Origin of the sequence: Amycolatopsis sp. DG1A-15b, from assembly GCF_030285645.1 — a bacterium.
Taxonomy (GTDB): Bacteria; Actinomycetota; Actinomycetes; order Mycobacteriales; family Pseudonocardiaceae; genus Amycolatopsis.
In genome coordinates this window covers 4,898,909-4,923,569 of the sequence record NZ_CP127296.1, presented here as the reverse complement: position 1 = coordinate 4,923,569, position 24,661 = coordinate 4,898,909, and the positions used below count along the sequence as shown (strand labels likewise).

At 74.5% G+C, this 24,661-nt stretch carries 19 protein-coding genes; 9 read left to right on the top strand and 10 right to left on the bottom strand.

Annotated features, from left to right (window positions below; all coding sequences use genetic code 11):
* Window positions 1-67: 67 nt before the first annotated feature.
* Both QRY02_RS22305 and QRY02_RS22300 read right to left on the bottom strand, forming a co-directional pair.
* Window positions 68-1,288, bottom strand: a complete 1,221-nt coding sequence (locus QRY02_RS22305) for an MFS transporter (RefSeq protein ID WP_285993462.1) — start codon at window positions 1,286-1,288, stop codon at window positions 68-70.
* A complete protein-coding gene (locus QRY02_RS22300) occupies window positions 1,288-2,829 on the bottom strand; it encodes an amino acid adenylation domain-containing protein (protein ID WP_285993461.1) in 1,542 nt (513 codons plus the stop codon). The genes QRY02_RS22305 and QRY02_RS22300 overlap by 1 nt, the downstream gene beginning before the upstream one ends.
* Before the next feature lie 219 nt (window positions 2,830-3,048).
* Here QRY02_RS22300 and QRY02_RS22295 point away from each other — a divergent pair, with 219 nt between their 5' ends.
* From QRY02_RS22295 to QRY02_RS22265, 7 genes are read left to right on the top strand one after another with little or no spacing between them, the layout of a single operon-like run.
* On the top strand, window positions 3,049-7,380 hold the full coding sequence (locus QRY02_RS22295; protein ID WP_285993460.1) for a condensation domain-containing protein: 4,332 nt from the start codon (window positions 3,049-3,051) through the stop codon (window positions 7,378-7,380).
* A complete protein-coding gene (locus tag QRY02_RS22290) occupies window positions 7,377-9,044 on the top strand; it encodes a condensation domain-containing protein (protein WP_285993459.1) in 1,668 nt (555 codons plus the stop codon). Before QRY02_RS22295 ends, QRY02_RS22290 begins: the two co-directional genes overlap by 4 nt.
* Entirely contained in the window at window positions 9,041-9,802 is a 762-nt protein-coding gene (locus QRY02_RS22285; protein WP_285993458.1) for a thioesterase II family protein, read from the top strand. Before QRY02_RS22290 ends, QRY02_RS22285 begins: the two co-directional genes overlap by 4 nt.
* 3 nt (window positions 9,803-9,805) lie before the next feature.
* Window positions 9,806-11,197: a condensation domain-containing protein gene (locus QRY02_RS22280; RefSeq protein WP_285993457.1), complete on the top strand. Its 1,392-nt coding sequence runs from the start codon at window positions 9,806-9,808 to the stop codon at window positions 11,195-11,197.
* Window positions 11,194-12,186 (top strand): 2,3-diaminopropionate biosynthesis protein SbnA, encoded by a 993-nt coding sequence (gene sbnA / locus QRY02_RS22275; RefSeq protein WP_285993456.1) that lies wholly within the window; start codon window positions 11,194-11,196, stop codon window positions 12,184-12,186. The genes QRY02_RS22280 and sbnA overlap by 4 nt, the downstream gene beginning before the upstream one ends.
* Entirely contained in the window at window positions 12,183-13,223 is a 1,041-nt protein-coding gene (locus QRY02_RS22270) for an ornithine cyclodeaminase (RefSeq protein ID WP_285993455.1), read from the top strand. The genes sbnA and QRY02_RS22270 overlap by 4 nt, the downstream gene beginning before the upstream one ends.
* A gap of 19 nt (window positions 13,224-13,242) precedes the next feature.
* On the top strand, window positions 13,243-15,600 hold the full coding sequence (locus tag QRY02_RS22265) for a M20/M25/M40 family metallo-hydrolase (RefSeq protein ID WP_285993454.1): 2,358 nt from the start codon (window positions 13,243-13,245) through the stop codon (window positions 15,598-15,600).
* A 16-nt stretch (window positions 15,601-15,616) separates the two neighbouring features.
* Here the strand turns inward: QRY02_RS22265 and QRY02_RS22260 are convergent, their stop codons facing one another.
* Window positions 15,617-15,823, bottom strand: coding sequence for a DUF4926 domain-containing protein (locus QRY02_RS22260; RefSeq protein ID WP_285993453.1), 207 nt, complete (start codon window positions 15,821-15,823; stop codon window positions 15,617-15,619).
* A gap of 8 nt (window positions 15,824-15,831) precedes the next feature.
* Window positions 15,832-19,047 carry a DUF6883 domain-containing protein gene (locus QRY02_RS22255; RefSeq protein ID WP_285993452.1) on the bottom strand — a complete coding sequence of 1,072 codons (3,216 nt, stop codon included), beginning with the start codon at window positions 19,045-19,047 and terminating at the stop codon, window positions 15,832-15,834.
* 108 nt (window positions 19,048-19,155) lie between these two features.
* On the opposite strand from QRY02_RS22255, the gene QRY02_RS22250 reads away from it, so the two are divergent.
* Window positions 19,156-19,392, top strand: a complete 237-nt coding sequence (locus QRY02_RS22250) for a hypothetical protein (RefSeq protein WP_285993451.1) — start codon at window positions 19,156-19,158, stop codon at window positions 19,390-19,392.
* Here QRY02_RS22250 and QRY02_RS22245 read toward each other — a convergent pair.
* The 6 genes from QRY02_RS22245 to QRY02_RS22220 form a co-directional block, all read right to left on the bottom strand.
* The gene (locus QRY02_RS22245; protein ID WP_285993450.1) at window positions 19,381-19,806 is read right to left on the bottom strand and encodes an ATP-binding protein; all 426 of its coding nucleotides are present in this window, start codon (window positions 19,804-19,806) and stop codon (window positions 19,381-19,383) included. The two genes, QRY02_RS22250 and QRY02_RS22245, sit on opposite strands and share 12 nt — an antisense overlap.
* A 112-nt stretch (window positions 19,807-19,918) precedes the next feature.
* The gene (locus QRY02_RS22240; protein WP_285993449.1) at window positions 19,919-20,740 is read right to left on the bottom strand and encodes a SigB/SigF/SigG family RNA polymerase sigma factor; all 822 of its coding nucleotides are present in this window, start codon (window positions 20,738-20,740) and stop codon (window positions 19,919-19,921) included.
* Window positions 20,741-20,830: 90 nt separating this feature from the next.
* Window positions 20,831-21,616 (bottom strand): GAF and ANTAR domain-containing protein, encoded by a 786-nt coding sequence (locus QRY02_RS22235; RefSeq protein ID WP_285993448.1) that lies wholly within the window; start codon window positions 21,614-21,616, stop codon window positions 20,831-20,833.
* A 165-nt stretch (window positions 21,617-21,781) separates the two neighbouring features.
* On the bottom strand, window positions 21,782-21,937 hold the full coding sequence (locus QRY02_RS22230) for a hypothetical protein (RefSeq protein ID WP_285993447.1): 156 nt from the start codon (window positions 21,935-21,937) through the stop codon (window positions 21,782-21,784).
* Window positions 21,934-22,614: an alpha/beta fold hydrolase gene (locus QRY02_RS22225; protein WP_285993446.1), complete on the bottom strand. Its 681-nt coding sequence runs from the start codon at window positions 22,612-22,614 to the stop codon at window positions 21,934-21,936. Before QRY02_RS22225 ends, QRY02_RS22230 begins: the two co-directional genes overlap by 4 nt.
* An 86-nt stretch (window positions 22,615-22,700) precedes the next feature.
* Window positions 22,701-23,561 carry a helix-turn-helix transcriptional regulator gene (locus QRY02_RS22220; protein WP_285993445.1) on the bottom strand — a complete coding sequence of 287 codons (861 nt, stop codon included), beginning with the start codon at window positions 23,559-23,561 and terminating at the stop codon, window positions 22,701-22,703.
* A gap of 100 nt (window positions 23,562-23,661) precedes the next feature.
* On the opposite strand from QRY02_RS22220, the gene QRY02_RS22215 reads away from it, so the two are divergent.
* Entirely contained in the window at window positions 23,662-24,555 is an 894-nt protein-coding gene (locus QRY02_RS22215; protein WP_285993444.1) for an SDR family NAD(P)-dependent oxidoreductase, read from the top strand.
* The last annotated feature ends 106 nt before the right edge of the window (window positions 24,556-24,661 follow it).

The window sequence follows — 24,661 nt, the reverse complement described above, 5'->3', positions numbered from 1 at the left end:
TCCAACCATCGCGGCGTTTTCGTCGATCCTGGGACGGCGGGCCGGGGCGGAAAAGTCAGGAGAACCGCTACTCGCGCAGCCCGCGCAGCAGCCGCGGGCCGAACACGACCAGCGCCGCCGTCGCCGCCGCCGCGACGAAGAACGGTGCCCGCAGCGTGAACTGCTGGGCGGCGAGCCCGCCGGCGAAGGCGCCGAGCGGGGCGAGGCCGTTGACGAACAGCCGGTAGGCGGCGTTGACCCGCCCGTAGGTCTCGGCCGGGATCACCCGCAGCCGCAGCGTCGTGCTCACCACCCCGCCCAGCGACGCGGCCGCCCCGACCAGCAGCAACGCGGGTGCCGCGACCCAGGCGGCCGAGGTCAGCGCGGCCACCAGCAGCGGGCCGGGACACAGCGCGAACGCCAGCAGGAGCGTGCGCCGCGCGCCGATCCGCGCGCTGAGGGCCGGGGTGACCGCGAAGCCGAGCAGCCCGCCCACCGCGATGAGCGCCATGAGCAGCCCGTACATCGCCGGGCTGACGTGCAGCACTTCCAGCGCGTACAGGACGGCGATGCCGAGGACACCGACGATGGCGAAGTTCAGCACGCCCATGAGCAGGCACAGCGACCGGAGCAGGGGGTGGCGCAGCAGCCAGCGCAGGGCGCCGGCGGTGTCGGCGAGCACCGGCCGCCGCGCCGTCCGCGGTGGACGCGGCACCGGGGGCAGCCGCCTGCCCAGTGCGGCGATCAGCAACGCCGACAGCAGGAAGGTGGCGGTGTCCACGGCGAACGGCAAGGCCGCCGCCCAGGCGAACAGGAAAGCCGCGATGGGCGTGCCGATGAACTCGGTGGTGACCATCTGGCCGCCGAACAGCAGGCTGTTGGCCGAGTCCAGCGACCGTGACCCGGCCACGCTCGGCGTGATCGCCTGGGACAGGTTGTCGGCCAGGGTGTCGATGCAGCTGAGCAGGAAGGCCGTGCCGGCCAGGACCGCGATGCCGACCCCGCCGAGCACGGTGACCAGGGTGAACGCGCCCATCAACGCCGTCCGGCCCAGTTCGCAGAGCCACAGCGTCCGCACGCGGTCGAACCGGTCGACGACCACCCCGGTGAACGGCCCGGCCAGCAGCCACGGGAGCTGCCCGGCCACCGTCACCAGCGCGACCAGGAGCGGGTCGCGGGTCAGCACCGCGGCGAAGAGCGCGAAGGCGGCGAACCGCACGCCGTCGCCGAGGCCGGAGACGGTCGTGGCGCTCCAGAGGTACCAGAACCTCGGGTCCGACCGCTTCGAGGTGGTCCCGGTGGCGGCCATCACCCGGCCGGGTCCGGCAGGGCGGCCCGGTCGATCTTGCCGACGGCGGTGAGCGGGAACGCGTCCAGCCACACGAAAACGGCCGGGATCATCGCCGCGGGCAGCTGCCCGGCCAGCGCGCGGCGCAGCGCCGCGGTGGGCAGCTCCGGGCCGGCGGCCGAGCGGGTCAGGTAGGCCACCAGCCGCGGCCCGCCGCCGGGCGCGGCCCGCGCCAGCACCACGGCCTGGGCGACCTCGGGACGCGCGGTCAGCGCCGCCTCCACCTCGGCGGGCTCCACCCGGTGGCCGCGGATCTTGACCTGGTGGTCCAGCCGGCCGAGGAACTCCAGGGCGCCGTCCGGCCGCCACCGGGCCCGGTCCCCGGTGCGGTACAGCCGTTCCCCGGCGCGCCCGGGGTGCGGCACGAAGCGCTCGGCGGTCTGGGCGGGGCGTCCCTGGTAGCCCCGGGCCAGCTGCACGCCCGCGATGACCAGCTCGCCGGTGACCCCGGCCGGGCACGGCGCGCCCGCGTGGTCGAGCACGAGGATCTCGGTGCCAGGGATCGGGCGGCCGATCGGGATCGGGTCGGTCACCCCGGCCGCGGCGACCTGGTGCAGGGTGACCGCGATCGTCGCCTCGGTGGGCCCGTAGAGGTTGTACAGCGTGGCGCCGGGGAGCACCTCGGCGAAGCGGGTGGCCAGCTCGGCGTTGAGCTCCTCGCCGCCGCAGATCACCGTGCGCAGCGCGGCCGCGCGCTCGGCGGCACGCGGTTCCGCCAGGAAGTGCCGCAGCAGCGAGGGGAAGAAGTCGCACGCCGTGACGCCGTAGTGGTCGTGCACGTCGAGCAGGTACGCGGGGTCGCCGTGGTTGAGCGGCTCGGCGAGCACCAGCCGGCCCCCGCTCATCACCGGCACCAGCAGCTCCCACAGGGACGGGTCCGACGCCAGCGGGGTCTTGTGCAGGACGACGTCGGCGGGCCCGAACCGGAACCGGGTGCACAGCCACCCCAGCTGGGTGGCCAGCGCCTCGTACGGCACCACCACGCCTTTCGGGGTGCCGGTCGACCCGGACGTGTAGACGACGTAGGCGGCCGTCGCGCCCCGGTACGGCACCTCCGGCCGGGTCGCCGGGAAGCTCGCCCACTCCGCGCGCACCGTCTCCACCGGGAGGGCGCCCTCCGACGGGAGATCGGGGAGGTCGGCGCTGGTGAACGTCACGGCAGGGGCCGAGTCGGCCAGGACGTGGGCCAGCCGGGCGGCGGGCAGGTGGGGGTCGAGCGGCACGTAGACCGCGCCGGCCTTGAAGATGCCGAGCAGCACCGCGACCAGGTCGAGGCCGCGGTCGAGGTGCACTCCGACGCGGTCCTCGGCGCCGACGCCCCGGCTCCGCAGCCAGTGGGCGATCCGGTTGGCCGACTCGTCCAGCTCGCGGTAGGTGAGCGACACCGCGGTCAGGTCCGTGTCGGCGAGCACCGCCACCGCGTCCGGCGTCTCGGCGGCCCGCTGCTCGACCCACCGGTGTGCCGGCCGGCTCCCGGTCCGGGTGGGGGTGTCGACTGACATGTCCGCCTTTCGTGTCTCGGCGCCGGAGGCGGCCGGATCCCCTCCGGGGGTCGTGGCCAGCCTCATCGCGGCGCGGTTCCCGGCGCCAGTCGGGGAAACGACCCCGTCCCCGGCGGCGTCCGGGACGTCACCGACTACCGCCGTCCCGTGGCGTGGGAAGGATGGGCGCCACCGATATTCGTGCGCGGGATCTCTTCGGAACGAAGGTGGTTCGACTCCATGGGGAACGACTGGCTCAGTCCGGAGCAGCGCAGGCTCCTGGACCGGATGCTCGACGAGGAGGGCGTCGACCGCGGGGAGTCACCCATCGTGGCGCGCGGGGGTGACCGGTCGGCGCTGCCGCTGTCGTTCGCCCAGGAGCGCATGTGGTTCTTCCACCGCCTGCAGCCGGCCTCCACGATGTACAATATCGTCGGCGCGGCCACCCTGCGCGGGCACACCGACCCGGCGGTCCTGCAGCGCTGCGTCGACGAACTGGTGCGACGGCACGAGGTGCTGCGCTCGACGTTCCACCTCGTCGACGCCGGGACGTCGGTCCAGCGCGTCAACCCGCCCGGCCCGGTCCCGATGCCGGTCGCCGACCTGCGCGAGCTCGACCCGGCCGCGCGCGACGAGGCGGTGCGCGCCCGCTACTCCGACGAGGTCGACCGCCCGTTCGACCTGACGAAGGACCTGCTGCTGCGGCCGACCCTGCTGCGGGTCGCCGACGACGAGCACCTGCTGCTGCTCAGCCAGCACCACATCGCCACCGACGGCTGGTCGCTCGGCATCCTGCTGCAGGAGCTGGCTTCGCTGTACGACGCCTACGCCGCGGGCCGCCCGCCCGCACTGCCCGAACCGGAGCTGCACTACGGCGACTTCGCCCTGTGGCAGCAGGACTGGCAGGCCACCGGGGCGCTCGACGAGCACCTCGAGTACTGGCGGGCGCGGCTCACCGGCGCGCACGCCCTCGACCTGCCGACCGGCCGCCTGCGGGTCGCGGACCGCAGCTGGGACGGCGGCATGTGCGAGGTGCACATCCCCGCCGGGCTGGTCGGCGAGCTCACGGCGCTCGGCGAGTCCGAGCGGGCGACGCTGTTCATGGTGCTGCTCGCCGGCGTGTCCACCGTGCTGTCCCGGTGGACCGGGCAGCAGGACCTGGTGGTCGGCGTGCCGGTCGCCAACCGCAACCGCAGCGAGATCGAGTCGATGGTCGGCAGCTTCGTCAACACCCTGCCGATGCGGGTCGAGCTGACCGGCGAGCTGACGTTCCGCGAGCTGCTGCGGCGCTGCCGCCAGGAGGCGGTGGACGGGTACGCCCACCAGGACGTGCCGTTCGAGAAGATCATCGAGGAGATCAACCCCGAGCGGGAGGCCAGCGCGCACACCCCGCTCATCCGGCACATGCTCGGGCTGCACAACACGCCGTGGCACGAGCTGCGGGTGCCCGGCCTCACCGTGGACATCCTCACCCTCGACACCGGCAAGGCCCGGTTCGACCTCGAGTTCGAGCTGACCCCCACCGACGACGGCGCCATCGCCGGGCAGCTGTGGTTCGCCGCGGACATCATGGACGAGCCGTACGTGCGGCGCCTGCTGGACTCGGTGTACGCGGTGCTCGCCGCCGCGGTCGCCGATCCGGAGACCCCGGTGTGGCGGCTGCCGCTCGTGGCCGCGCCTGCCGGAGTCCCGGCCGCCGAAGTCCCCGAAGCTGCCGTGGCACCGCCGGCGGACGTGGTGCGGGGTGACCAGGTGCTGTCCCGCGCGGAGTTCACCGCGCGCGTCACCGGACTGGCCCACGACCTGCGCGACCACCACGGCGTGACCGGCGGCACCGTGGTCGCGCTCTGCCTGCCGCACACCGCCGAACTGGCGGTCGCGCTGCACGCGGTCCTCTCGGCCGGGGCGGTGGCGCTGCCGCTGGACCCGGCCCTGACCCGCGCCGAGCTCGCCGCGGCGATCGGAGAGGTGGCCCCGAAGCGGGTGCTGACCACCGCGGCGCTGGTGGACGTGCTCGGCGGCGCCGCCGTCGACGTCGCCACGCTCGGCTCCCCGGCCACCGATCCGCTGCCGCCACCCGCACCGGACGCGCCCGCGGTGTGCCTGCGCTCGCGGGGCGGCACGCTGAGCACCCACTCCCACGCCGAGCTGGCGGCCCGGGTCCGCGCACTGGCGGCCCGGTTCCCGGCCGCGACGGTCGCCGTGTCCCCGGGGGTCGGTCCGGACCTGCTGGTCACCGCCCTGTGGTGGCCGGTCGTGGCCGGCGGCGCCGTCGTGTTCGGCAATTCCGGCCCCACGCCGGACTTGCTGCTCACCACCCCGGCCCACTTGTCCACACTGGACACTGCCGCCCACCGCGTGATCAGCACGGGGGAACCGCTGTGGCCGGACGCCGTCGCCGCGTTCGCCCGCGCGTTCCCCGGCGCCGAGCTGGTCAACCTCTACTCCCTCGCCGAGGTGGGGCCGGTGGCCGCGCACGGGGTGGACCCGGCCGCGCCGGCGCCCTCCGGCCGGATCCCGGCCGGTACCCCGCTGGGCGCCCGGCCCGAGGTGCGCGACGAGCGCGGCGAACCCGTACCGGACGGGGTGGCGGGCGATCTCCACGTGTCCGCCTCCGGCGTCCTGGTGCCCACCGGTGACCGGGCCCGCTGGAACGTCCGGGGCGAGCTGGAGGTCCTCGGCAAGCCGGCGGGCCGCACCTGGGTGGCCGGGCGGCCGGCCGAACTCGGCGACGTCGTCGCGGAGCTGACCGCGCACCCCGCGGTGTCCCGCGCCCACCTCTCCCGCACCGAGAGCGGCGAGCTGATCGCGCACGTCGTGCCCAGGACCGCCTCCCAGCTCGGTTCCGACGGCGGACGCGAGCGGTTCGTCCAGGACTACCTCGCGCGTGACCCGGAGAGCGACCCGCTGCTCAACCTCACCGGCTGGCGCAGCCCGGACAGCGGCGAGGTGCTGCCCGCGGCCGCGCTGCGCGAGTGGCTCGACGGCGGCGTGCGGCACATCCTGGACACCGGGCCGCGGCGGGTGCTGGAGATCGGCTGCCGCAACGGGCAGCTGCTGTTCAAGCTCGCCCCCCGCTGTGACGCCTACCGGGCGACCGAGCTGTCCGGCCGCGCCCGGCGCTCCATCGAGCGGCAGCGCGACCGGCTCGCCGCCAAGGCCGGCGTCGTCGAGCTGGCCGACCTGCCCCCCGACGACCTGACCGGCCTCGGCGGGGACTTCGACACCGTCGTGGTCAACGGTCTCGCCGGGTACTGCCCCGGCCCCGGTTACCTCGAACGCGTCCTCGCCGAGGCGGTCCGGGTGACCCGCCCCGGCGGCACCGTGTTCGTCTCCGACGTGGCGGACCTGACCGCCCGGGAGGCGGCGCACCTGCCCGCCGAGGCCGGCCGCGTGCCGGCCGGCGGGCCCGCCGCCCGGCTGCGCGAGGCCGTGGCCCACCGGGCCGCCACCACCGGCGGCCTGGCCCTGCACCCGGACTGGTTCCGCGAGGCCGCCGCGCGGCTGCCCGGGGTGCGGGACGTGGCCGTCCTGCGCCGCGTGGGCACGCACCCCAGCGAACTGACCCGGTTCCGCTTCGACGTCGTGCTGCACGTGACCGGACCCGACGACGCCCTGCCGCCCGTCCGGGAACTGGCCTGGGCGGACGTCACCGCCGACGGGCTCACCGACCTGCTCGCCGCCGCGCCCGATCTCCTTGTCCTGCACGGCATCCCGGTGTCCGGGCTGACCGGCGTCGCGGCCGCGCTCGACCGGCTCGCCACCGCGGACACCGCCGGCGACGTGCGCCGGGTCCTCGACGATCCGGATTGCGGGGTGGACCCGGCCGAAGTGGTGGCCGCGGCGACCGCGCTGGGCTTCGACGCGGCCGCCGGGCCGTCCGGGGCCGGGTTCGCCGAGCTGACCGTGGCCCTGCGCCGGCAGGGGAGCACCGCCGTGCCGCTTTCGCGGGTGCTCGCCGCGACCGTCACCGCCGGAGCGTGCCCCGGCCCCCTGGCCGGGGACACCGCCTTCGCCGAGTGGGCCCGGACCATGCCCGCCGTGGTCCGCGGCTGGCTGCGGGACCGGCTGCCGCTCAACGTCGTCCCCGCGTCGGTGGTGCCGGTCACCGCCTGGCCGCACCGTCCCGACGGCTCGACGGACACCGCCGTCTTCACCTCGCCGGCCGGTGCGGAACCCGAAGCCGAGACGGAGTCGGACGAGCCGAAGACCGCGACGCAGAAGACCGTGCTGAACATCTGGTCGGACATCCTCGGGGTCGACCACATGGGCATCAACGACGATTTCTTCGCCCTGGGCGGCCATTCGCTGATGGGTGCCCTCGTCGTCGACCGGCTGCGCGAGGAGTTCGCCGTCGACCTGCCGCTGGGCCAGCTGTTCCAGACCCCCACCGTCGCCGAGGTCGCCGAGTACATCGACGGCCGGAGCACCCCGGGACCGGACCCGGCCCCGGCGGAGGCAGCGCCGGCCCACCCGGAGCCGGCCGCGCCCATCCGCGCGCTGGACCGCTCGGCGTTCCGCCGCAAGCGGCCCGTGTCCTCCCCGTCCGGCGCACAGGAGCGGAGCCGATGACCGACGTTCACCAGGAAGAAGAGCAGGACGTCTTCGTCGTGCCGACGTCGTTCGCCCAGCAGAGCATGTGGCTGGAGAACGAGCTGGACCCCGGCCAGGCGACCTACCACGTCGTGGCCGCCGTCCGGCTGGCCGGCGCGCTCGACCGGGCCGCACTCGAACGCGGCCTCAACACCGTGGTGGCCCGGCACGAGGCCCTGCACACCGTGTTCGAGCTCGACGACGACGGCCCGGTCCAGGTCATCGGGCCCGCGCCGGTGCTGACCGTCGGCGTCACCGACGTGGACCCGGCCACCGCCGAGGCCGCGGTCGCCGCCGAGGTCCGCGTGCCGTTCGACCTCGAGCGCGGCCCGCTGGTGCGCCTGGCGCTGCTGCGCACCGCGCCCGAGGAGCACATCGCCGTGCTCACCATGCACCACATCGTCACCGACGGGCTCTCCTCGGCGATCTTCGTCGCCGAGCTGGCCGCCTGCTACGTCGCCTACCACGAGGGCCGCGAGCCGGAGCTGCCGCCGCTGCCCATCCAGTACGCGGATTTCGCGGTCTGGCAACGGGAAAACCTGACCGGGGCGAAGCTGGCCGCACTGCAGGAGTACTGGGAACGCCGTCTCGCCGGGGCCCCCGCCCTCACGCTGGCCACGGACCGGCCGCACCCGGCCGTCCCCTCGGCCGACGGCGCCACGCACGTGTTCGCGGTCCCGGCCGCGCTCGTCGGTGAGGTGGAGGCCTTCGCCAGGGCGGAGCGCGTCACCGCGTTCATGGTCTTCCTCACCGCCTTCGACGTGCTGCTGGCCCGCTACAGCGGCCAGCGCGACATCACCGTGGTCTCCCCGATGGCCGGGCGGGTCCGGCCGGAAGTGGAGAACCTGATCGGGTTCTTCGTCAACCCGCTGCTGCTGCGCGTCGACCTCGGCGACGCGCCTTCGGCCCGCGAACTGCTCGCCCGCGTCCGCGCCACCTCCGCCGGGGCGTACGAGCACCAGGAGTTCCCGTTCGAGCTGGCCCTGGAAATCCTGCGCGCCGAGCGGGGCGCTCCCGCCGGCACCCCGCAGGCGCAGGCGATGCTGGTCCTGCAGAACCAGCCCCCGGTCGACCTGCGTGCCGCCGGTCTCGCCTTCGAGCCGCTGCGGGCGGACACCCGCACCGCGGGCTACGAGCTGGCGCTCGACCTCGAACCGGACGGCACCGGCGCGTACCGGGCGTTCCTGGAGTACTCCCGCGACCTGTTCGACGAGGCCACCGCGAAGGAGATGGCGGACGCGTTCGTCGACGTCCTCGCCGGCGTCGTCGCCGATCCCGCCGCCCCGGTGGACCTGGCCGCCGTGCGCGAGCCACCGCGGCCGCGGACGGCCGAACCCCGGCCCGAGCCGGTGACCGCCGAAGCCGCGTACCGCGCCCCGGAGACGCCGATCGAGATCGAGCTGCAGGAGGTGTTCCGCGAGCTGCTGAGCGCCGAGCGGGTCGGGATGGACGACGACTTCTTCGTCCTGGGCGGCGATTCGCTGTCGCTGATCCAGCTGCGCAACCGGATCCGCGAGCGGTTCGGGGTGGAGTTCCGCGTCCGCGACCTGACCACCCGGGTCGACATCGCCACGCTGGCGCCGATGGTGCTGCGGCGGATGCTCGAGCAGGACCCGGACGCCCCGGTGAAGGAGAACCCGTGACCGCCACCCGAGCGCCCCGCCGTCCCCGGTGGTTCCTGCGCGAACCCTCGCCGGACGCCGGAGTCCGGCTGTTCTGCCTGCCCTATTCCGGCTGCGGCGCCAGCATGTACCGGCAGTGGCCGCCGGCCGTCGCCGACATCGAGATCTGCCCGGTGCAGCTGCCGGGCCGGGAGAACCGGATGCGGGAGGAACCGTTCTCCTCCTTCGGTTCCCTGGCCGAGATGCTCTGCGACGCGCTGGCGCCTTACCTCGACCGGCCGTTCGCGTTCTTCGGGCACTGCAGCTCGGCCCTGGTCGCCTACGAGACCGCGCTGCGGCTGCAGCGGCGCGGCCTCCCGGTGCCGACCCGCCTGTTCGTGTCTTCCCAGGTCGCCCCGCACAAGGGTCCGCACGGACGCTTCCTGGAGATGTCGGAGGACGAGCTGCGCGCGGAGGTCGTCACCCTGATCACCGCGCTCGGCGGTGTCCCGCGCCCGGACATGGTCGACCTGAGCCTCGAGGTGCTCCTGTCCGATGTGGACGCGCACAAGGCGTACGGGGTCAGCCCGCCGGAACCCCTGCCCTGCCCGGCGTCCGTGCTCGGCTGGGACGAGGACGTCGAGGTCCCGCACGAGCTGCTGCACGACTGGGCCGAGCTGGGGGAGACCACGTTCCGGCTGCTGTCCGGCCCGCACTACGGCTTCATCGGGGGTCCCGAGGCGCTGATGCGCGCCTTCGCGACGGACCTCGGCCGCACCCACCAGCCGCAGGCCGGGTGAGGCGTGCACCCTTCCGACACGACTTCGCGAGCCGAGCTGGAGGCCGCGCTGCTGCGCAGGCTGCGCGGCGGCTCCCCGGCCATCCCCCGCCTGCCGAGGCCGCCCGGCCCGGCCCGGTTCCCGGCGTCCCCGGCCCAGGCCGAGGCGTGCGCCAGGGCGTGGCGGGACCCGGCGCGACCGGACCGGGTCGTCCTCACCGGACTCCGGCTGCGCGGCCCGCTGGACGTCCCCGCGCTCGAACGCGCGCTCGCCGCCGTCGTGCGGCGGCACGAAACCCTGCGGACCGTGTTCGAGCCGGCCGGCGACGGGCTGGTCCAGGTGATCCACCCGGTGCCGGCCGTCCCGGTGACCGTCGTCGAGGCGACCGAGGACGACTTCGCCGCGCAGACCCTGGCCGCCCTGGAACCGCCGATGAACCTGCGCACCGGCCCGCTGATCCGGTTCCGGCTGCTGCGCTTGGCCGCCGACGAGCACATCGCGATCGTCGTGCTGCACCACGTCATCGCCGACGCCCGGGCCACCGAGGTGCTCCTCGCCGACCTCGCCGAGGCCTACCTGGGCGCGGACCTGGCGCCCCTGCCGATCCAGTACGCCGACTTCGTGGTGTGGCAGCGCGACCAGCCTGGCCGGGCCGCGGCCGTCGCCGCGAAGGTCGAGTACTGGCGCACCAGGCTCGCCGGTGCGCGGGCCGTTCCGATCCCGGCCGACTCCCCACCTTCCGACGGACCCGCCCACCGGGGGGACCTGCTCGCCGTGGGCGTCCCGGACGACCTGTTCGCCCGCCTGCGCGCGTTCGCCCGCGCCCGCGACACGACGGTCTTCGTCACCACGCTCGCCGCGTTCCAGGTGCTGCTCGCCCGGCTCGGGGGCACCCGCGACGTCGCCGTCTCCGTTCCGGTCACCTTGCGCGACCGGGCTGAGGTGGAAGGCCTCATCGCCGACTTCTCGCAGGCCGTGGTGAGCCGGCTCGACCTGGCGGGTGACCCGTCCTTCGAAACCGTGCTGGCCACCGCGCGGGACCGCTTCGCCGAGGACCTCGACCACGCCGGCGTGCCGCGCGACCCGGTGGTGCGGGAGCTACCGGGGCACGCCGCGGAGCTGTTCGACCGGGTGGAGTTCGGCGTCGACCGCGAGACGGCCACCGACGGCTCCGGCCTCGACCTGGAGCCCCTGCCACCGCGCTGGCCGTACGCCGAGCGTCCCCTCACGGTGCGCGTCGGCCACGACGAGGAGCACGCGACGCTGTACGTGACCTACCGCTGCCGGGACTTCTCCCGGGCGCGAGCCGCCGACCTGGCCGAGGACTACCTCACCGTGCTGGCCGGCTGTCTCCACGACCCCGCCGCCGGCCTCTTCGGCCCGGGCGCTCCCGCCCTGCGGATCGGGCGCCCATGAGCCGCATCTACCGCGACGCCACCGAGCTCGTCTTCGACGACGTGTTCCTCGAACTGCCCGGGGTGCTGTCCGAGAGCCGGGTCATCCTCAAGATCGAGGGGCTCAACCCGGCCGGGTCGATCAAGTTCAAGACCGCGCTCGGCCTGGTGGACTCCGTCGAGCGGGACGGCAGGCTGCGGCCGGGCGGGCGGGTCGTCGAGTCGTCGTCCGGCAGTCTCGGGGTGGCGCTGAGCCTGGTGTGCGCCCAGCGCGGCTACCGGTTCACCTGCGTGGTCGACCCGGTGACCAACCCGCAGGCGATCGACCACATGCGGGCCATGGGCGCGGAGGTGCTGACCGTGCGCGACCGCGACGAGAACGGCGGTTTCCTGGCCACCCGGCTCCGGCTCATCGAGCGGCTGCTCCGCGAAGACCCGGAGCTGGTGTGGGTGAACCAGTACGCCAACCCGGCCAACCCCGGCGTGCACGCGAGGCTCACCGCCCGGTCGATCCTGGCCGCCGTGCCGCACGTGCACTACCTGTTCGTCGGGGTCGGCACCGCGGGCACCATGATGGGCTGCGTTTCCGCTTTCCGCCGGTCGTCCCCGGCCACCCGGATCATCGCCGCCGACTCGGTCGGTTCGGTCACCTTCGGGCAGGCCCCGGGGCCCCGGCACATCCCCGGCCTCGGCACCAGCAGGCACCCGGAGATCTGCGACCCCACCGCCCCCGACGACCTGGTCCGGGTCCGTGAGATCGACACGATCCGCGAGTGCCGCGATCTGTCGCGCCGCACCGGCCTGCTCGTCGGCGGCTCCACCGGCACGGTGGTCCGGGCCATCCGCACCTACGCCGACCGCATTCCGCCGGGCAGCACGGTGGTCGCGATCTCGCCCGACTTCGGTGACCGCTACCTGAGCACGATCTACGACTCGGACTGGGTCGAGCGCACCTACGGTCTCAGCCCCACCGAGCCCCTTTCCCCGAGCGAAACGGTGATGAGGTCATGAGCTCCTGGCTGACCGGCGCCCTGGCCGAGCCCCGGCCCGAGTCCCTGCTCTTCCTCCGCCGGGACGAGGTGGTCGAGTGCCTCGAGGACTGCGACCCGGTCAGCGTCGTCCGCGAGGCACTCCTCGCCCACGGCGCCGGGCGGACGACCCTGCCCGGTGAGGCGTATCTGGCGTGGGACAACGGAAAGGGCGCCTACACCCGTTCCATCGGCATGCCCGGCGCGGTCGCGGGCCGCGACTTCGGCATGAAGATCATCAACGCCAGCGTCAGCAACCCGGAGCTCGGCATGGAACGCGCGGGCGGGCTCGGCCTGTGCTTCGACCCGGAGACCGCCCGGGTGACCACGGTCATGGAGGTCGGGGTCCTCAGCGCCGTCCGCACCGCGGCGGTCAGCGTCCTCGCCGTCGAGGCGGCCGGCTACGGCGCCGCCACGCGCGTCGGGGTCGTCGGCTGCGGCACCCAGGCCCGGCTCCACCTGGCCCTGCTCCTCGCCCGCACGGACACCGTCAGGGAGGTCACCCTCTTCGACGAGCGGACCGCCGTGGCGGAGGCACTGGCCGAGGCGTGGGCGTCCCGGCACCCCGGGCTGCGGGTCACGGTCGCCCCCGGCGTCCCGGAGGCCGTGGCGGACCAGGACATCGTCTTCTTCCTCACCACCGCGTCCGAAGGCTACGTCCGGAAGTCGTGGATCGGGCCCGGCGCACTGCTCGTCAACGTCTCCCTCGGCGACCTCACCGACGAGGTCCTGACCGGCGCCCGCTCGCTGTACATCGACGACCTCCGGCTCATCGTCGAGAACCCCCGCCGCCCGCTGGGCCGGCTCATCAACGACGGCCACATCGCCCCGGCCGCCGCCGAGGGACCGTCGGTCACCGCGACGATCGCCGAACTCCTGGCCGCCCCCGGCAAGCCCGTCGAGGACGGCTACGTCGTCGTCAACCCCTTCGGTCTCGGCGTACTGGACGTGGCGTTGTTCGCCGAAGTCCGTACCCAGGCGGAGAAAGCCGGCCGGGGCCAACGCCTCCGCCTCCTCTGAGGAGCACCCCCTGACCACCGTGAAGGAACCCGATCCCCAGTCCGCCCCGCCGCGCGAGCGGACCGGCGGCGGCCCGGCCGTGCGCCACCGGTGGCCCGCGTGGGCCGCCGGCGTGCTGGTCCTGCTGCTCGCGGTGGGTTCCGTGCTCCACAGCGCGATCGCACCCGAGCCGCGCCCCGCCGACGCGCCGGCGACGGAGTTCTCCGCGACCAGGGCGCGGGCCGAACTGGACCGGATCGCCCAGCGGCCGCACCCGGCCGGCTCGCCCGCCAACGAGCAGGTCCGGGACCGGCTGGTGGCCCGGCTCACCGAGCTGGGGCTGCGGCCGGCGGTGCAGCGGACGAGCGCGGGGGTGGCCGAGACGGCGTCCGCGCACGCCTACGGCTGGGTGCAGAACGTGTCCGCCACCCTGCCCGGGACCGCGCACGCGGGCCGGGTCCTGCTGGTCGCCCACTACGACTCGGTGGAGATCGGCCCCGGCGCCACCGACGACGGGGCCGGGGTGGTGACCCTGCTGGAGATCGCGTGGGTGCTCACCTCGATGCCGGCCCAGCGGGCCGACATCACGTTCGTGTTCACCGACAGCGAGGAGTTCGGGCAGCTGGGCGCCCGGGCGTTCGCCGCGGCCGGCCTGCTGGGGGACCCGGCGCGCGACGTGGTGCTGAACCTGGACGCCCGCGGCACGACGGGCCGGACCATCATGTTCGAGACCGGCGCGCACAGCGCCGCGCTCATGCCGGCGTTGCGTGCCGGTACGCCGCTGGCGACGTCGCTGTCCCGCGAGGTGTACCGGCTGCTGCCGAACGACACCGACTTCACCGTCTTCCGCGGTGCGTCGCACACCGGGCTGAACTTCGCGATGATCGACGGCAGCGCCCCGTACCACTCCGAGCTGGACGATCTGTCCCATGTGGACTCCGCCAGCCTCCAGGACCTGGGGGACGCGGTGCTGGCCGCGACGAGAACACTGGCGGCCGGCCTTCCGGGACTCACCGGCGCGGGGGAGTCGGAGTACTTCACCGTGTTCGGCCTCGTGGTGGACTACCCCGCCGGAGCGGTCCTGCCGCTGGCGGCGCTCGCCCTGCTCGCCGCCGCGGCCGCGGTGTGGCTCGCCCGCCGCCGTGGCCGGCTGCGCCTCGCCGCGACGGCCCGCTGTGCCGCCGCAGCCCTGCTGGTGCCCGCCGGTGGCGCGGCGATCGGCTGGCTCGCGTGGCAGGCCGTGGTGCTCGCCGGGCCGGGCAACCGGCGCTTCCTCGGCGGTGACCCCTACGCCGTCGTGCTCTCGAGAGCCGGTCTGGCGCTGTTGGCGCTGGTGCCGGCGGCGTTGTGGCTGGTGTGGTTCGCCCGCCGCCGCGGCCGGCCGGCGGAGCTCGCGGCGGGTGGGTTGCTCGTCATGGCCGTGCTCGCGGTGGTGGCCGCGGTGCTGGTGCCCGGCGCGGCCTACCTGTTCACCTGGCCCGCGTTCGCCGGAGCGGCGGGGCTGGTCGTGACGGCCCGGTTGCCGGTGGGCTCGCCGTGGCGGGCCGCGGTCGCCTGGCTGGCCGGCGTGCCCACCGTGCTGCTGCTGGTCCCGCTCGGGTGGCTGCTGTTCGGCACGGTCGGGCTCGCGCTCGCCGCCGTCCCGATGCTGCTGCTCGGCCTGGCCGCGGTGACGGTGTTCCCGGCGTGGCGCACACCGCCCCGCACCAGGCCGGTGCTCGCCGCGGCGGCCGTCGTGGCACTGGCGGCCACCGGCCTGGTCGTCTCCGACGCGGTGGCCGACCGGCCCGGCGCACCGGACCCCGCGCAGGTGAGCCTGGTGTACGCGCTGGACGCCGACCGGCACGAGGCGATCTGGGCCAGCGAGGGCGACGGCTCCGGCGAGTGGGCCCGCGAACACGCCCCGGCCGACGATCCCGGTGTGGAGCAACGGTTCCCGGCGTTGTACGGGTCCGAGGGCACGCGCAGCGGCCCGGCCCCGGTGGTCCCGGTGCCCGAAGCCGCCATGAAGGTGCTGGGGGAGACCGCGGCCGGCGAGCTGAGAACCGTGCGGCTGCGCATCTCGGTCACCGGCCGGCCCACCCAGTTGACGATCTACGCCGACGGCGGCGGCGCCCCGGTCGTCCGGGCCGAAGTGGGGGGAACCACGTTCCCCGGCGGAACGAACCGGCCGTTCACCGCGACCGGCTGGCGGTGGGGCCTGACGCTGTCCGCGCCACCACCGGAAGGCGTCGAGCTGGCGCTCACGCTGCGCGGTCCGGCGCCCGCACAGCTGCTCCTGGCCGCGCGGAGCCCCGACTTCCCACTGTCCGCTTTGGACGGACCCCGGCCGGACTCGGTCCGGTGGGGCGGTTACTCCAGCGGCCTGACCTTCGCGACCCGCTCGTACCGGATCTGACGCGCGCGACCCGCGGTCAGTCAGGCGGCTCGACGTCTTCGGGGCCGACCGGCCCCCACCAGAGCGTCTTGCCGCTCTGCTCGTCGACGACTTCGACCTCGTAGGCGAGCGACGGCTCGGTGTGGACGTCGATGACCGCGGCGCGGGTACCCGGTGCGATCCCCTCCTCCGGAACTCCCCGGCGGAGCACGACGACGTCGAAGGTGCTGAATCGGTCGACCATGCACACCGTCACTTCACGTAGGCCGTCGTCATCCGGGGAATCTTGGAACCGGGATCGTAGATCCAGCCGGTACGGACCGTAGCACTCCCGGTCGGGCCGGTGACCGGGATGTCGACGGTGAACCGGGAGCCGTGCGCGTCCACTTTTCCGGGAATGGGCTGGTTCTCCGCCACGCCGGCCTGCAGCTGCTCGATCAGCTCCGCCGCGTTGGACTTGTTGAAGCCGGTCGCCGCTTCGAAGACCCGGGCCTTGTTGCCGCCGACCGGGTGATCCGGGTTCAGGGCGTATTCGGTGATCTTGCGCGGGTCGAGCCGAGCTTGGTCCGCGTTGACGAGCCGGTCGCCCTCGATGAACGATTCGGGTTCGACCTGTACCGGCGTCTCGGCGACCTGGCCGCCCTCGTGTGCGCTGCTCTGCGCCTCGCCGGTGGTCGATTCGGTGCCGCGGGCCGGTTCCGCAGTGCTCGTCGAGCCGGTTTGGCCGGGCACTTCGGGAGCCGAGCCGGGCTTGTCCGGCCCGGCCATGGCTCGTGGGGCGTCGGACGTGCCGCCACCGCCTTCGATCACGCGGAGCTCGGGCGGCTTCGGCCCGACGTCGACCGGGCCGTCGGTGCCGGTGCCCGCGAGGACCTGTTCGTTCGCTTCCGACGGCGGGATGGCGTTGTCGTTGGCTGCCGGTCCGCCGGGCAGATCCGGTTGCGGGATGGCGTTGTCGTTCGCGGCGGTCCCCGAGGGCAGCTCGACCGGTTCGGGGGCGGCGGGTGCCGGGCCGGTGTCGGCGGCCGGAGCGGATTCCGGGGCCGAAGCCGGCTCGGGCGCCGCGGCGGGCTCGGGAGCGGGCCCGGACTCGGGCACGGCACCGGACTCGGGCACGGCACCGCTCTCGGTGACCAGGCCCTCGCCGCCCCCTCCGGCGCCGCCCTCTCCGCCGCCACCACCACCGCCGCCCCGGCCGCCCCGGGCGCCGGCGAGGAGCTTGCCGCCGGCCTCCATGGCCTTGGCCATGCCGATCTGCAGTGCCATGGCGCCGGCGTTGGTGGCGTCCTCGGTCATCTGGTCGGACTCGTTCTGCAGTTGGCCCGCGGTCTGCGCGCTGGCCGCGTCGACGAGGTTCTTGATGAACACCAGCCCGTGCAGGGTCAACGCGATCGCCGCGGCCTCCAGCGCCCACGGGGCGACGGTCGCCGCGACCGTGCCGCAGAACGCGATGATCGGCGCCAGCGCCACCCCGGCCGCGCCGAAGGAGAAGATCGAACCGACGATCGCGACCGCGGTGAGGATGATCGCGATCGCGGTGGCGAGCCCGGCGATGGAGCCGAGCACGATCGTGACGCCGGTGGCGATGTCGGCCGCCGACTTGAGCAGGTTGCCCACCGGGTCCTTCGCCCACTGCGCGGCGCTGAACAGGTTCGCGCCGCCCGAGGCGATCATCCCGAACCCCTGCACGATGCCCATCAGCGACATCCGCGGGTCGATGAAGCCGCGCGCGATGTTGCCGATGAACCGGGGGAAGTTCGTCGCCCCCACCGAGGAAAACAGGTGCCGGCCGGTCATCCTCAGCGCGATCCCGGCCTTGTCCGCGGCCGAGAGCCGCTCGAAGTGGCCGCCGGCCTCGCGGTCGATCTCGGCGAGCTCGGCACGCCGGCGAGCGTCCTCGGCCGCCTTGTGTTCCGCGCGGGCTCGCGCGCTCTGCGGCTCTTCGCCGCTCAGCCAGGACGGGACGGCCCCGGCGACCGCCCCCGCGGGATCGAAGCGGGCCCGGTCGTCGTACCCGGCCCGTTGCACCTGGTGCGCGCTCCGGCGCGGCACCCGTGCCGGCATCGAGGCCATCCCGTCGGCGTACGACTGCCGGGCCGCGTGCACCCGCAGCTCCAGCCGCGCCGATGCCTCGTCCAGCGTCCGGGCTTGCGCATCGAGGTTGTCCGCGCCCGCCCGCTGGTCCGCGGGGCCGCCCGCCAGCCCGGCCAGCCGGGCCCGGGCCGCCTGGTTCTGGCCGGTCATCTCGGCTGTCTTCTGTCCGGTCCGCTCCAGGGCCTGTTCGGTCGAGGAAATCCGGCCCTGCGCGGCGGTGTTGGCCTGCTGTGCCTGCGCGGCTTCCTCGGCCAGCCGGCCGGCCCGGGTCTTGGTGGCCCCGATGGCGTCGTCGATCGAGCCCAGGTCGGCGCCGACCTTGGTCAGTTTCGAGCCCTGTTCGGCGGACTTCCCCGCGGCCTCGGCGTCCTCGGGCTGCTTGCTCGCGTTCTCCGCCGCCAGCTGCTTCGACTCGGCCGCCATCGGCGACGACTTGGCCTTGCCCTCGTCGCTCTGGGCGGACACCTGTGGCGCGCCCGCGGCGACCGTCTCCTGCTTCTGCTTCGACACCTCGAGGGCCTGCCTGGCTTGCCCGGCGACCTCGCGCCGGTGCGCGGTGTGCCCCTCGAGCCGGGCCACACCGGCTTCCGCCTCGGTGACGCCGCCCTCCGCGCTGTGCAGGAGCGCTTGGATCCGGTGCGCCTGCGCGCGTTCTCGTGCCGCCTGCGTCCGGACCGCGTGCGCGCCGGTCCGCAGCGCCTGCAGCCGCGCGGCCAGCCCGGCGGCCAAGGCGTCCGCGGCCGGATCGCCGGGGACCGCGCGGCCGGCCGCGTCGGCCGCCGGGACCGGCTCCGGCGGCCGCACCGGCGCGGGCGGCTCCGGTGCGGCTTCCGCGTCGGCTTGGGCCACGGCCTGCTGGGTCAGCTGTGCCGCGCTCGCGACGGCCGCCGTGGCGTCACTGTCGCCGCCGGTCTCCGACGGCGGTGCCGTGTCCTTGCCGCCGGCCACCGGCGTGGCGGGTGCCGCGGCTTCGGCCTTGACCGCGGCCGCGGCACCGCGGGTCTGCTCCCGCCCGGCGGTGGTGTCCGGAGGCTGGACCGTACCGGCCAGCGCCGCGCGCTGTTTCGCCTTCTCGGCGGCCATCGCCGCGGGATCCGGAGCCGGGGCCTGGGTGCCTTCCGGCCCGGCCGCCGTGGCGGGTGCGGTGGCCGCCGCGATCCGGTCCGCCGCCCGGCTCTGCAGGGTGGCGGCGATCGCCGAACGCTGCACCGCCGGTTTCCGCACGCCGAGCAGCCGCCCGACCGCGGCGTTGCCCGCCGAGCGTTGCATGGCCAGCAGCGAATGGGCGGTGCTGCCCGGTTCACCGCCCGTGCGCTTCGAGGCCGAGGAGAGGCGTTCGCTGCCGCTGTCCTCGGCGTGCTCGACTCCGGCCACACCTCAGCGTCCCGCGCACGCCGCGGTGCGCAGCACCCGTCCGGGGGCGGCCACGGGGGCGGACGATCGTGCCCGAACGTGCAGGCGGCTTCGGCCTACGCTGGCCGGGTGGCCGATCCACCCCGCCGCAAGGTCAGCTTGGCCGGGCTACCCGGCTGGGTCCGCTACCCCCTGGCCGTGACCGTCGCGGCCGCGATCGGCGCGGCGGCCTGGTTCTGGGGCGGCCGGCCCGGCGCGCCCGGCTGGTACCAGACGGGAATCCGCGTCGCCGCCGTGCTCCTCATCGGCTGGGTCGTGCTCGTCGTCCTCCGCACCCTGCTGCGCCGGTGGCGTTCAGGCCGGTGAACCCTCGCGGCCGCGAGTGAGGTCGACTTCGGCCCACACGGTCTTGCCCGTGGGACGTTGCCACTGACCCCACGACACGCTCATCGCGGCGACCAGTTTGAGCCCGTGCCCGCCGTCGGACGAAGGCGGGCGCGGGCAGGCGGGGTCGACGCAGGCGTCGTCGACTTCCACGGAGAGCCAGTCGCGTTTGCGCAGCAGGCGGACCTGCCGGGGAGGCTTGCCGTGCCGGAGGGCGTTCGACGTCAGCTCGTCGACCACCATGAGCGCGTCGACCCGCTGGTCTTCGGGCAGATCCTGCAGCAACTCCTCGGCCCAGGCGCGCACGGTGGCCAGCTCGGCGAGGTCGTCGGCGACCTCGAGGGCGATCACGCGCAGCGAGTCGTCGAGGTGCGTGGCCTGCTGTTCGATCGGCATCGGGGCAGGGCCCTTCCTGGTCCGCGGCTCCCGTCCGGTTCGGGGAGCCGATCTCGGGGCCGGGTTACCCCGTTGCCGAGGGGTGAACCGCCGGACCGGGCTCTCGACCGGGTCAGCCGGCGTCGATGTGCCGCCGCAGCTGCTCCAGGGTCCTGGCCAGCAGCCGGGAGACGTGCATCTGGGAAACGCCGACCCGCTGGGCGATCTGGCTCTGGGTGAGCTCGTCGGCGAACCGCATCTTGACGATGGCGCGTTCCCGGGGCTCCAGGGTGGCCAGTGCCGCTCGCAGGGCGATGTGGTTCTCGAACCGCTCGAAGCCGGTGTCGTCCTCGGCGAGCCGGCCGGTGGCGGCGAAGTCGTCCTCGCCCTCTCGTGCGGGGGTGTCGAGGGAAGTGGCGCGATAGGCCTGGGCGGCCAGCAGGCCCTCCCGGACGGTCTCGACGTCCATGCCGAGGTGGCGGGCGAGTTCGCTGGGCGTGGGCGCCCGGCCCAGTTCGTGGGCCAAGACGTCGCTCGCCTTCGCGAGCTTCTGCTTCAGGTCCTTCAGCGCCCGGGGAACGCGCATCGACCAGCCGACGTCGCGGAAGTGCCGGCGCACCTCGCCCATGATGGTCGGCACGGCGAACGACACGAAGTCGCTGCCGCGGTCGGCGGCGTACCGGTCGACCGCGCGGATCAACCCGGTCCGCGCGACCTGCAGCAGGTCTTCGAAGGGCTCGCCGCGGCCGCTGAACCGCCGCGCGATGTGCTCGGCGAGCGGAAGGTGCTCGGTGATCAGCCGCTCGCGGAGGGCGGCGCGACGGGGGTCTTCGGCGTCGAGGCGGCTGCGCTCGTGGAAGAGGGGAGCGCAGTGGGCGTATTCGTTGGACCGTCGCGGCGTCGGGACGGTCAGCGCGTCGTTCGCCGGCGCGTGGTCGGGAGCACAGACAGTCATGGACGACCGGGTACCCCTGATCGTGTGAATTACACGGACGGCTCGCAAGCCGGGCTTCGTGCCGAGAGGTGGGCCGGCGCTTCGCGGCCGTCAGCGGGTGGGCAGGTCGATCTCGGTGTGGCGGCCGGCGAGCGTCCGGGCGAGGTCGGCGAGCTTGACGTTGAGGTCCTGGGACGTCCGCCGCAGGACGTCGAAGGCGGCGTCCGCGGAGACGCCTCGGCGCGCCATGATGATGCCCTTGGCCTGCCCGATCACATCGCGGCTGTCGATGGCCTTGCGCAGGTGCGCGGCCTGCAGTTCCGCGCGCGTCACGGCGTCGGTGGCGGCCAGGGCGAGGGAGGCGTGGGTGGCCAGCAGCAGCAGGACGTCGCGGTCGGCCGCGTCCAGCCCGTGCCGGGAGCGGGAGTAGACGTTGAGGGCGCCGCTGGACTCGCCGTTGGGCGGTCCGCTGATGAGAGCGGTGGAGAGGACGGAACCCATCCCGAGTCGCGTGGCGGCCGGGGCCCATTTGGGCCAGCGTGGTTCGGCGGTGAGGTCCGGGGCGATCGCCACCGCCGGGCCGCCGGGGTCGGCGGCCTCGACGCAGGGGCCTTCCCGGAACCGGTACTGCAGCCGGTCGAGTTCGATGGCGACCTCGTCGGTCTCCGCCGGCGTGTGGAAGTGCCCGTCGGCGTCGAGCAGGGTGAAACTGGCGAGGTCGGCGGCCGGGACCATCACCGTCGTGGCGTCGAGCACGGTTTGCAGCACGTCTTCCACGGTGGGAGCGGTGAGCAGGGTGTGTGTCAGCTGCGCGAACTGCCGGGCCAGGGGGCCGGCGGCAGGCCGGTCGGTCACGAAGGCTTCCCTGTCGCGCTGCCAGTCCTGGTCACTGCTCATGCCTGTCTCCCTGGGTGGCTGCGGAAGACGGCTGCCTGTTCAACCATCGCGACGACCAACGTAACCCCCCGGGCGGCCCGGCCGCTACGAGCCTGCCGGCCGGACATTTGCGTGGCGCAAAAAGGGTGACGGCGACCGCGATTCGCGTTCCGGTGCGGGCGCCGCTCAGCCCTGGATCTCGTCGACGGCCCGGAGCATCGCCTCGCCGAACGTGTCCGGCCGGGCGACCGGGAAGTCGTGGTCGAACGGGACCGAGACCGAGTTCGCGCCGAGCCGGCGTTGCCGGCGCGGTGGGCCGATCGCGTCACCTTCGGTGATCACGACCGTGGCTGGGATCCCGTGCAGCGGGGCCAGTTTGCCGCGCAGGTCGTAGCCGGCCACCGCGCGTCCCGTGGCCAGGTGCCGGGACAGCGGGGCCCGCGCGAGTTCGCGCCGGAGCCACGGCCACCGGGACTCGAATTCCGGAACCCGCCGGTTGGCGCCGAAGTAGCGGGCGGCGACCGATGTTCCGGCGCCGAAGCGGGGCAGCCGTCCGGTCGCTGCGACGGCGCGCCGGAAAGACGGTCACGCCGGGTTTGGGTGTAGCTGAGCGCGGTGGCCGACAGCACCAGTCCGGCAACGCGGTCCCGACGGGCGACGGCCAGGGCGTCCTCGGCCAGATCCGGGACGGTGAAGCGGCGGGCGTCGAGAACCGTCCGGCCGTGGCCGCGTTGATCGAACCCCGCGAACGGGTGGCGACGCGCCAAGCTCGGCATCAGGCCGAAGAAGTTGGTGTCCCGCGAGAGCGTCCAGCCGTGGAGCAGCAGGACCGGGAGGCCCCGCAGCGAGCCGTCGTGCAGGTTGCCCCGCGCGAACACGCTGCCCCGCCCCGGCAGCGCCAGCATGCGCCCGGTGGGCAGGTCGGGCTGCCGGGGCAAGGCGCCGCCCGGGGACGGCCGGACCGGGCGCGCCAGCCCGGTGAGCCGGCGGCGCAGCGAGATCGGGCCTTCGTCCGGCACGCGGCCTCCTGGATCGGGCACCCGAGGTTACTGACAGGATGCCAATAAGGCTGGGCAAGCCGGGTCGCGGTGTCAACACCCGGCCGTCATGCGGTTCCGACGGTGAATTCTTCGGTGCCGAGCACCGTGAGCAGGGCGAGCTTTTCCTGGTCCTCGGTACCCGGGGTGGCGGTGAAGACGAGCAGTGACTGGCCCTGGTCGGGCTCGAGGAGAAGCTGGCAGTAGAGGTCGAGCCGGCCGATCTCGGGGTGGACGAACCGCTTGATCTCGCTGAGCCGGAGGCCCACTTCGTGACGCTCCCACAGCCGGTCGAATTCGTCGCTGGTGGCGCGCATCGCCGCGACGAGGTCCGCGGCGGGCGAACCGGGTCCGTCGCGGGTGACCGCCGCGCGCAGCTGGGCGACGTTGACGCGGCTGTTCCGGGCGTGGTCACCGGGGTGGTACCGCTCGCGGGCGGCCGGATCGGTGAACCAGCGGAACGGCGCGCTGCGGGCGTGGCCGGTGTACTGCGTCTGCTCGCCCAGCAGCGCGACCGCGGACGGGGTCTGCAGCAGCGTCTCGCCCAGCGGCCCCATGACCTGGGCCGGGGTGTCGGCGATGCGGTCCATGACGCGCATCAGCCCGGGGCTGACGTGCTCGGCTCGCAGGTCGCGGCGGGCCGTGCGGTGGCCCGCCAGGAGGAACAGGTGATCCCGTTCGTCGGGGGTGAGCCGCAGACCCCGTGCGACGGCCGCGAGCATCGGCTCGGAGGGCTGCGGCCCGTCGCCGCGTTCCAGGCGGGCGAAGTAGTCCGCGGACATGCTGCACAGCTCCGCGACCTCTTCCCGCCGCAGGCCCGGTGCGCGCCGGCGTGGCCCGCGCCGGAGCCCGACGTCTTCCGGTTGCAGCGCCGCCCGCCGGGTGCGCAGGAAGGCGCCGAGCGTGGCGGCGTCGAACATGCGGTCCATGACCTCATTGTCGCGACCCCGGTGTCGCTCGACCACGACCTGCTGATCAGTGGTTGCGCGTGTCCTTCCTCGTCCGGGCCGCGGTCCGTTCACTGGACGCATGACCAAGTGGACAGAGAACGAGATGCCCGGCTTCGACGGCCGGACCGTGGTGATCACCGGCGCCGGCCGCGGGCTCGGCCTGATCACGGCCCGCGCGCTGGCGCGGGCCGGAGCCCGGGTCGTGCTCGGGGTGCGCGACCCCGCCCGGGGACGGCGTGCCGTCGCCGGGCGGCCCGGCAGCTTCGACGTCCGGCCGCTGGACGTGGCCGACCTCGGTTCGGTGCGGGCCTTCGCCGCCGCCTGGTCGGGGGAGCTCGACGTGCTGATCCACAACGCCGGGGTCATGGACATCCCCGCCGCGCGGACGGCGGACGGCTTCGACCGGCAGACGGCGACCAACTACCTCGGCCCGTTCGTGCTGACGAACCTGCTGCTCGAGCACGTCACCGACCGGGTGGTGCACGTCACGAGCCAGCTGCACCGCCAGGGCAGGATCGACCTGACCGACCTGGACTGGCGCACCCGTCCGTACCACGGGATGGCCGCCTACCGGGCGTCGAAGCTGGCCGTCGTGCTGCACTCCCTGGAGCTGCAGCGTCGCCTGGACGCCAGGGGCAGCGTGGTCCGCTCGGTGCTCGCCAGCCCGGGGATCGCCCGCACCGGCCTGGCCGCCCACTCGCGGTCGGACATCGTCAACCGGGTCCGGTTCCTCACCAACTCGCCCGAGCTGGGCGCGCTGTCGGTGCTCTGTGCCGCGACCCGGGACGTTCCCGGCAACGCCTACGTCGGGCCCGGCGGTCTCGGCGGCCTTCGCGGCCATCCGGTGCTCAGCCGGCAGGGCAAGAACGGCCTCGACGAAGAGCTGGCCGGCCGGCTCTGGGCCGTGACGGCCGAACTCGTCGGCGCCGCGACCCGGGCACCCGAGCTTCCGGGCTCGGCGGCGGCCGGTTGACGGGGACCGGACGATCCTTCCCGAACCCGGCCACGCCACCACTTCGGACGGCCGCGAGCGAGCTGCGCTCGATATCCTGGTGGACGAGGAGCCGACGCGAGGAGAA

What these genes read in the sequence shown, in the direction of transcription:
- QRY02_RS22295 (WP_285993460.1), top strand. Translation starts at nt 3,049, where the DNA reads ATGGGGAACGACTGGCTCAGTCCGGAGCAGCGCAGGCTCCTGGACCGG.
- QRY02_RS22220 (WP_285993445.1), bottom strand. Translation starts at nt 23,561, where the DNA reads ATGGACCGCATGTTCGACGCCGCCACGCTCGGCGCCTTCCTGCGCACC.
- QRY02_RS22235 (WP_285993448.1), bottom strand. Translation starts at nt 21,616, where the DNA reads ATGAGCAGTGACCAGGACTGGCAGCGCGACAGGGAAGCCTTCGTGACC.
- QRY02_RS22245 (WP_285993450.1), bottom strand. Translation starts at nt 19,806, where the DNA reads ATGCCGATCGAACAGCAGGCCACGCACCTCGACGACTCGCTGCGCGTG.
- QRY02_RS22305 (WP_285993462.1), bottom strand. Translation starts at nt 1,288, where the DNA reads ATGGCCGCCACCGGGACCACCTCGAAGCGGTCGGACCCGAGGTTCTGG.
- QRY02_RS22260 (WP_285993453.1), bottom strand. Translation starts at nt 15,823, where the DNA reads ATGGTCGACCGATTCAGCACCTTCGACGTCGTCGTGCTCCGCCGGGGA.
- QRY02_RS22290 (WP_285993459.1), top strand. Translation starts at nt 7,377, where the DNA reads ATGACCGACGTTCACCAGGAAGAAGAGCAGGACGTCTTCGTCGTGCCG.
- QRY02_RS22270 (WP_285993455.1), top strand. Translation starts at nt 12,183, where the DNA reads ATGAGCTCCTGGCTGACCGGCGCCCTGGCCGAGCCCCGGCCCGAGTCC.
- QRY02_RS22300 (WP_285993461.1), bottom strand. Translation starts at nt 2,829, where the DNA reads ATGTCAGTCGACACCCCCACCCGGACCGGGAGCCGGCCGGCACACCGG.
- QRY02_RS22215 (WP_285993444.1), top strand. Translation starts at nt 23,662, where the DNA reads ATGACCAAGTGGACAGAGAACGAGATGCCCGGCTTCGACGGCCGGACC.
- QRY02_RS22240 (WP_285993449.1), bottom strand. Translation starts at nt 20,740, where the DNA reads ATGACTGTCTGTGCTCCCGACCACGCGCCGGCGAACGACGCGCTGACC.
- sbnA (WP_285993456.1), top strand. Translation starts at nt 11,194, where the DNA reads ATGAGCCGCATCTACCGCGACGCCACCGAGCTCGTCTTCGACGACGTG.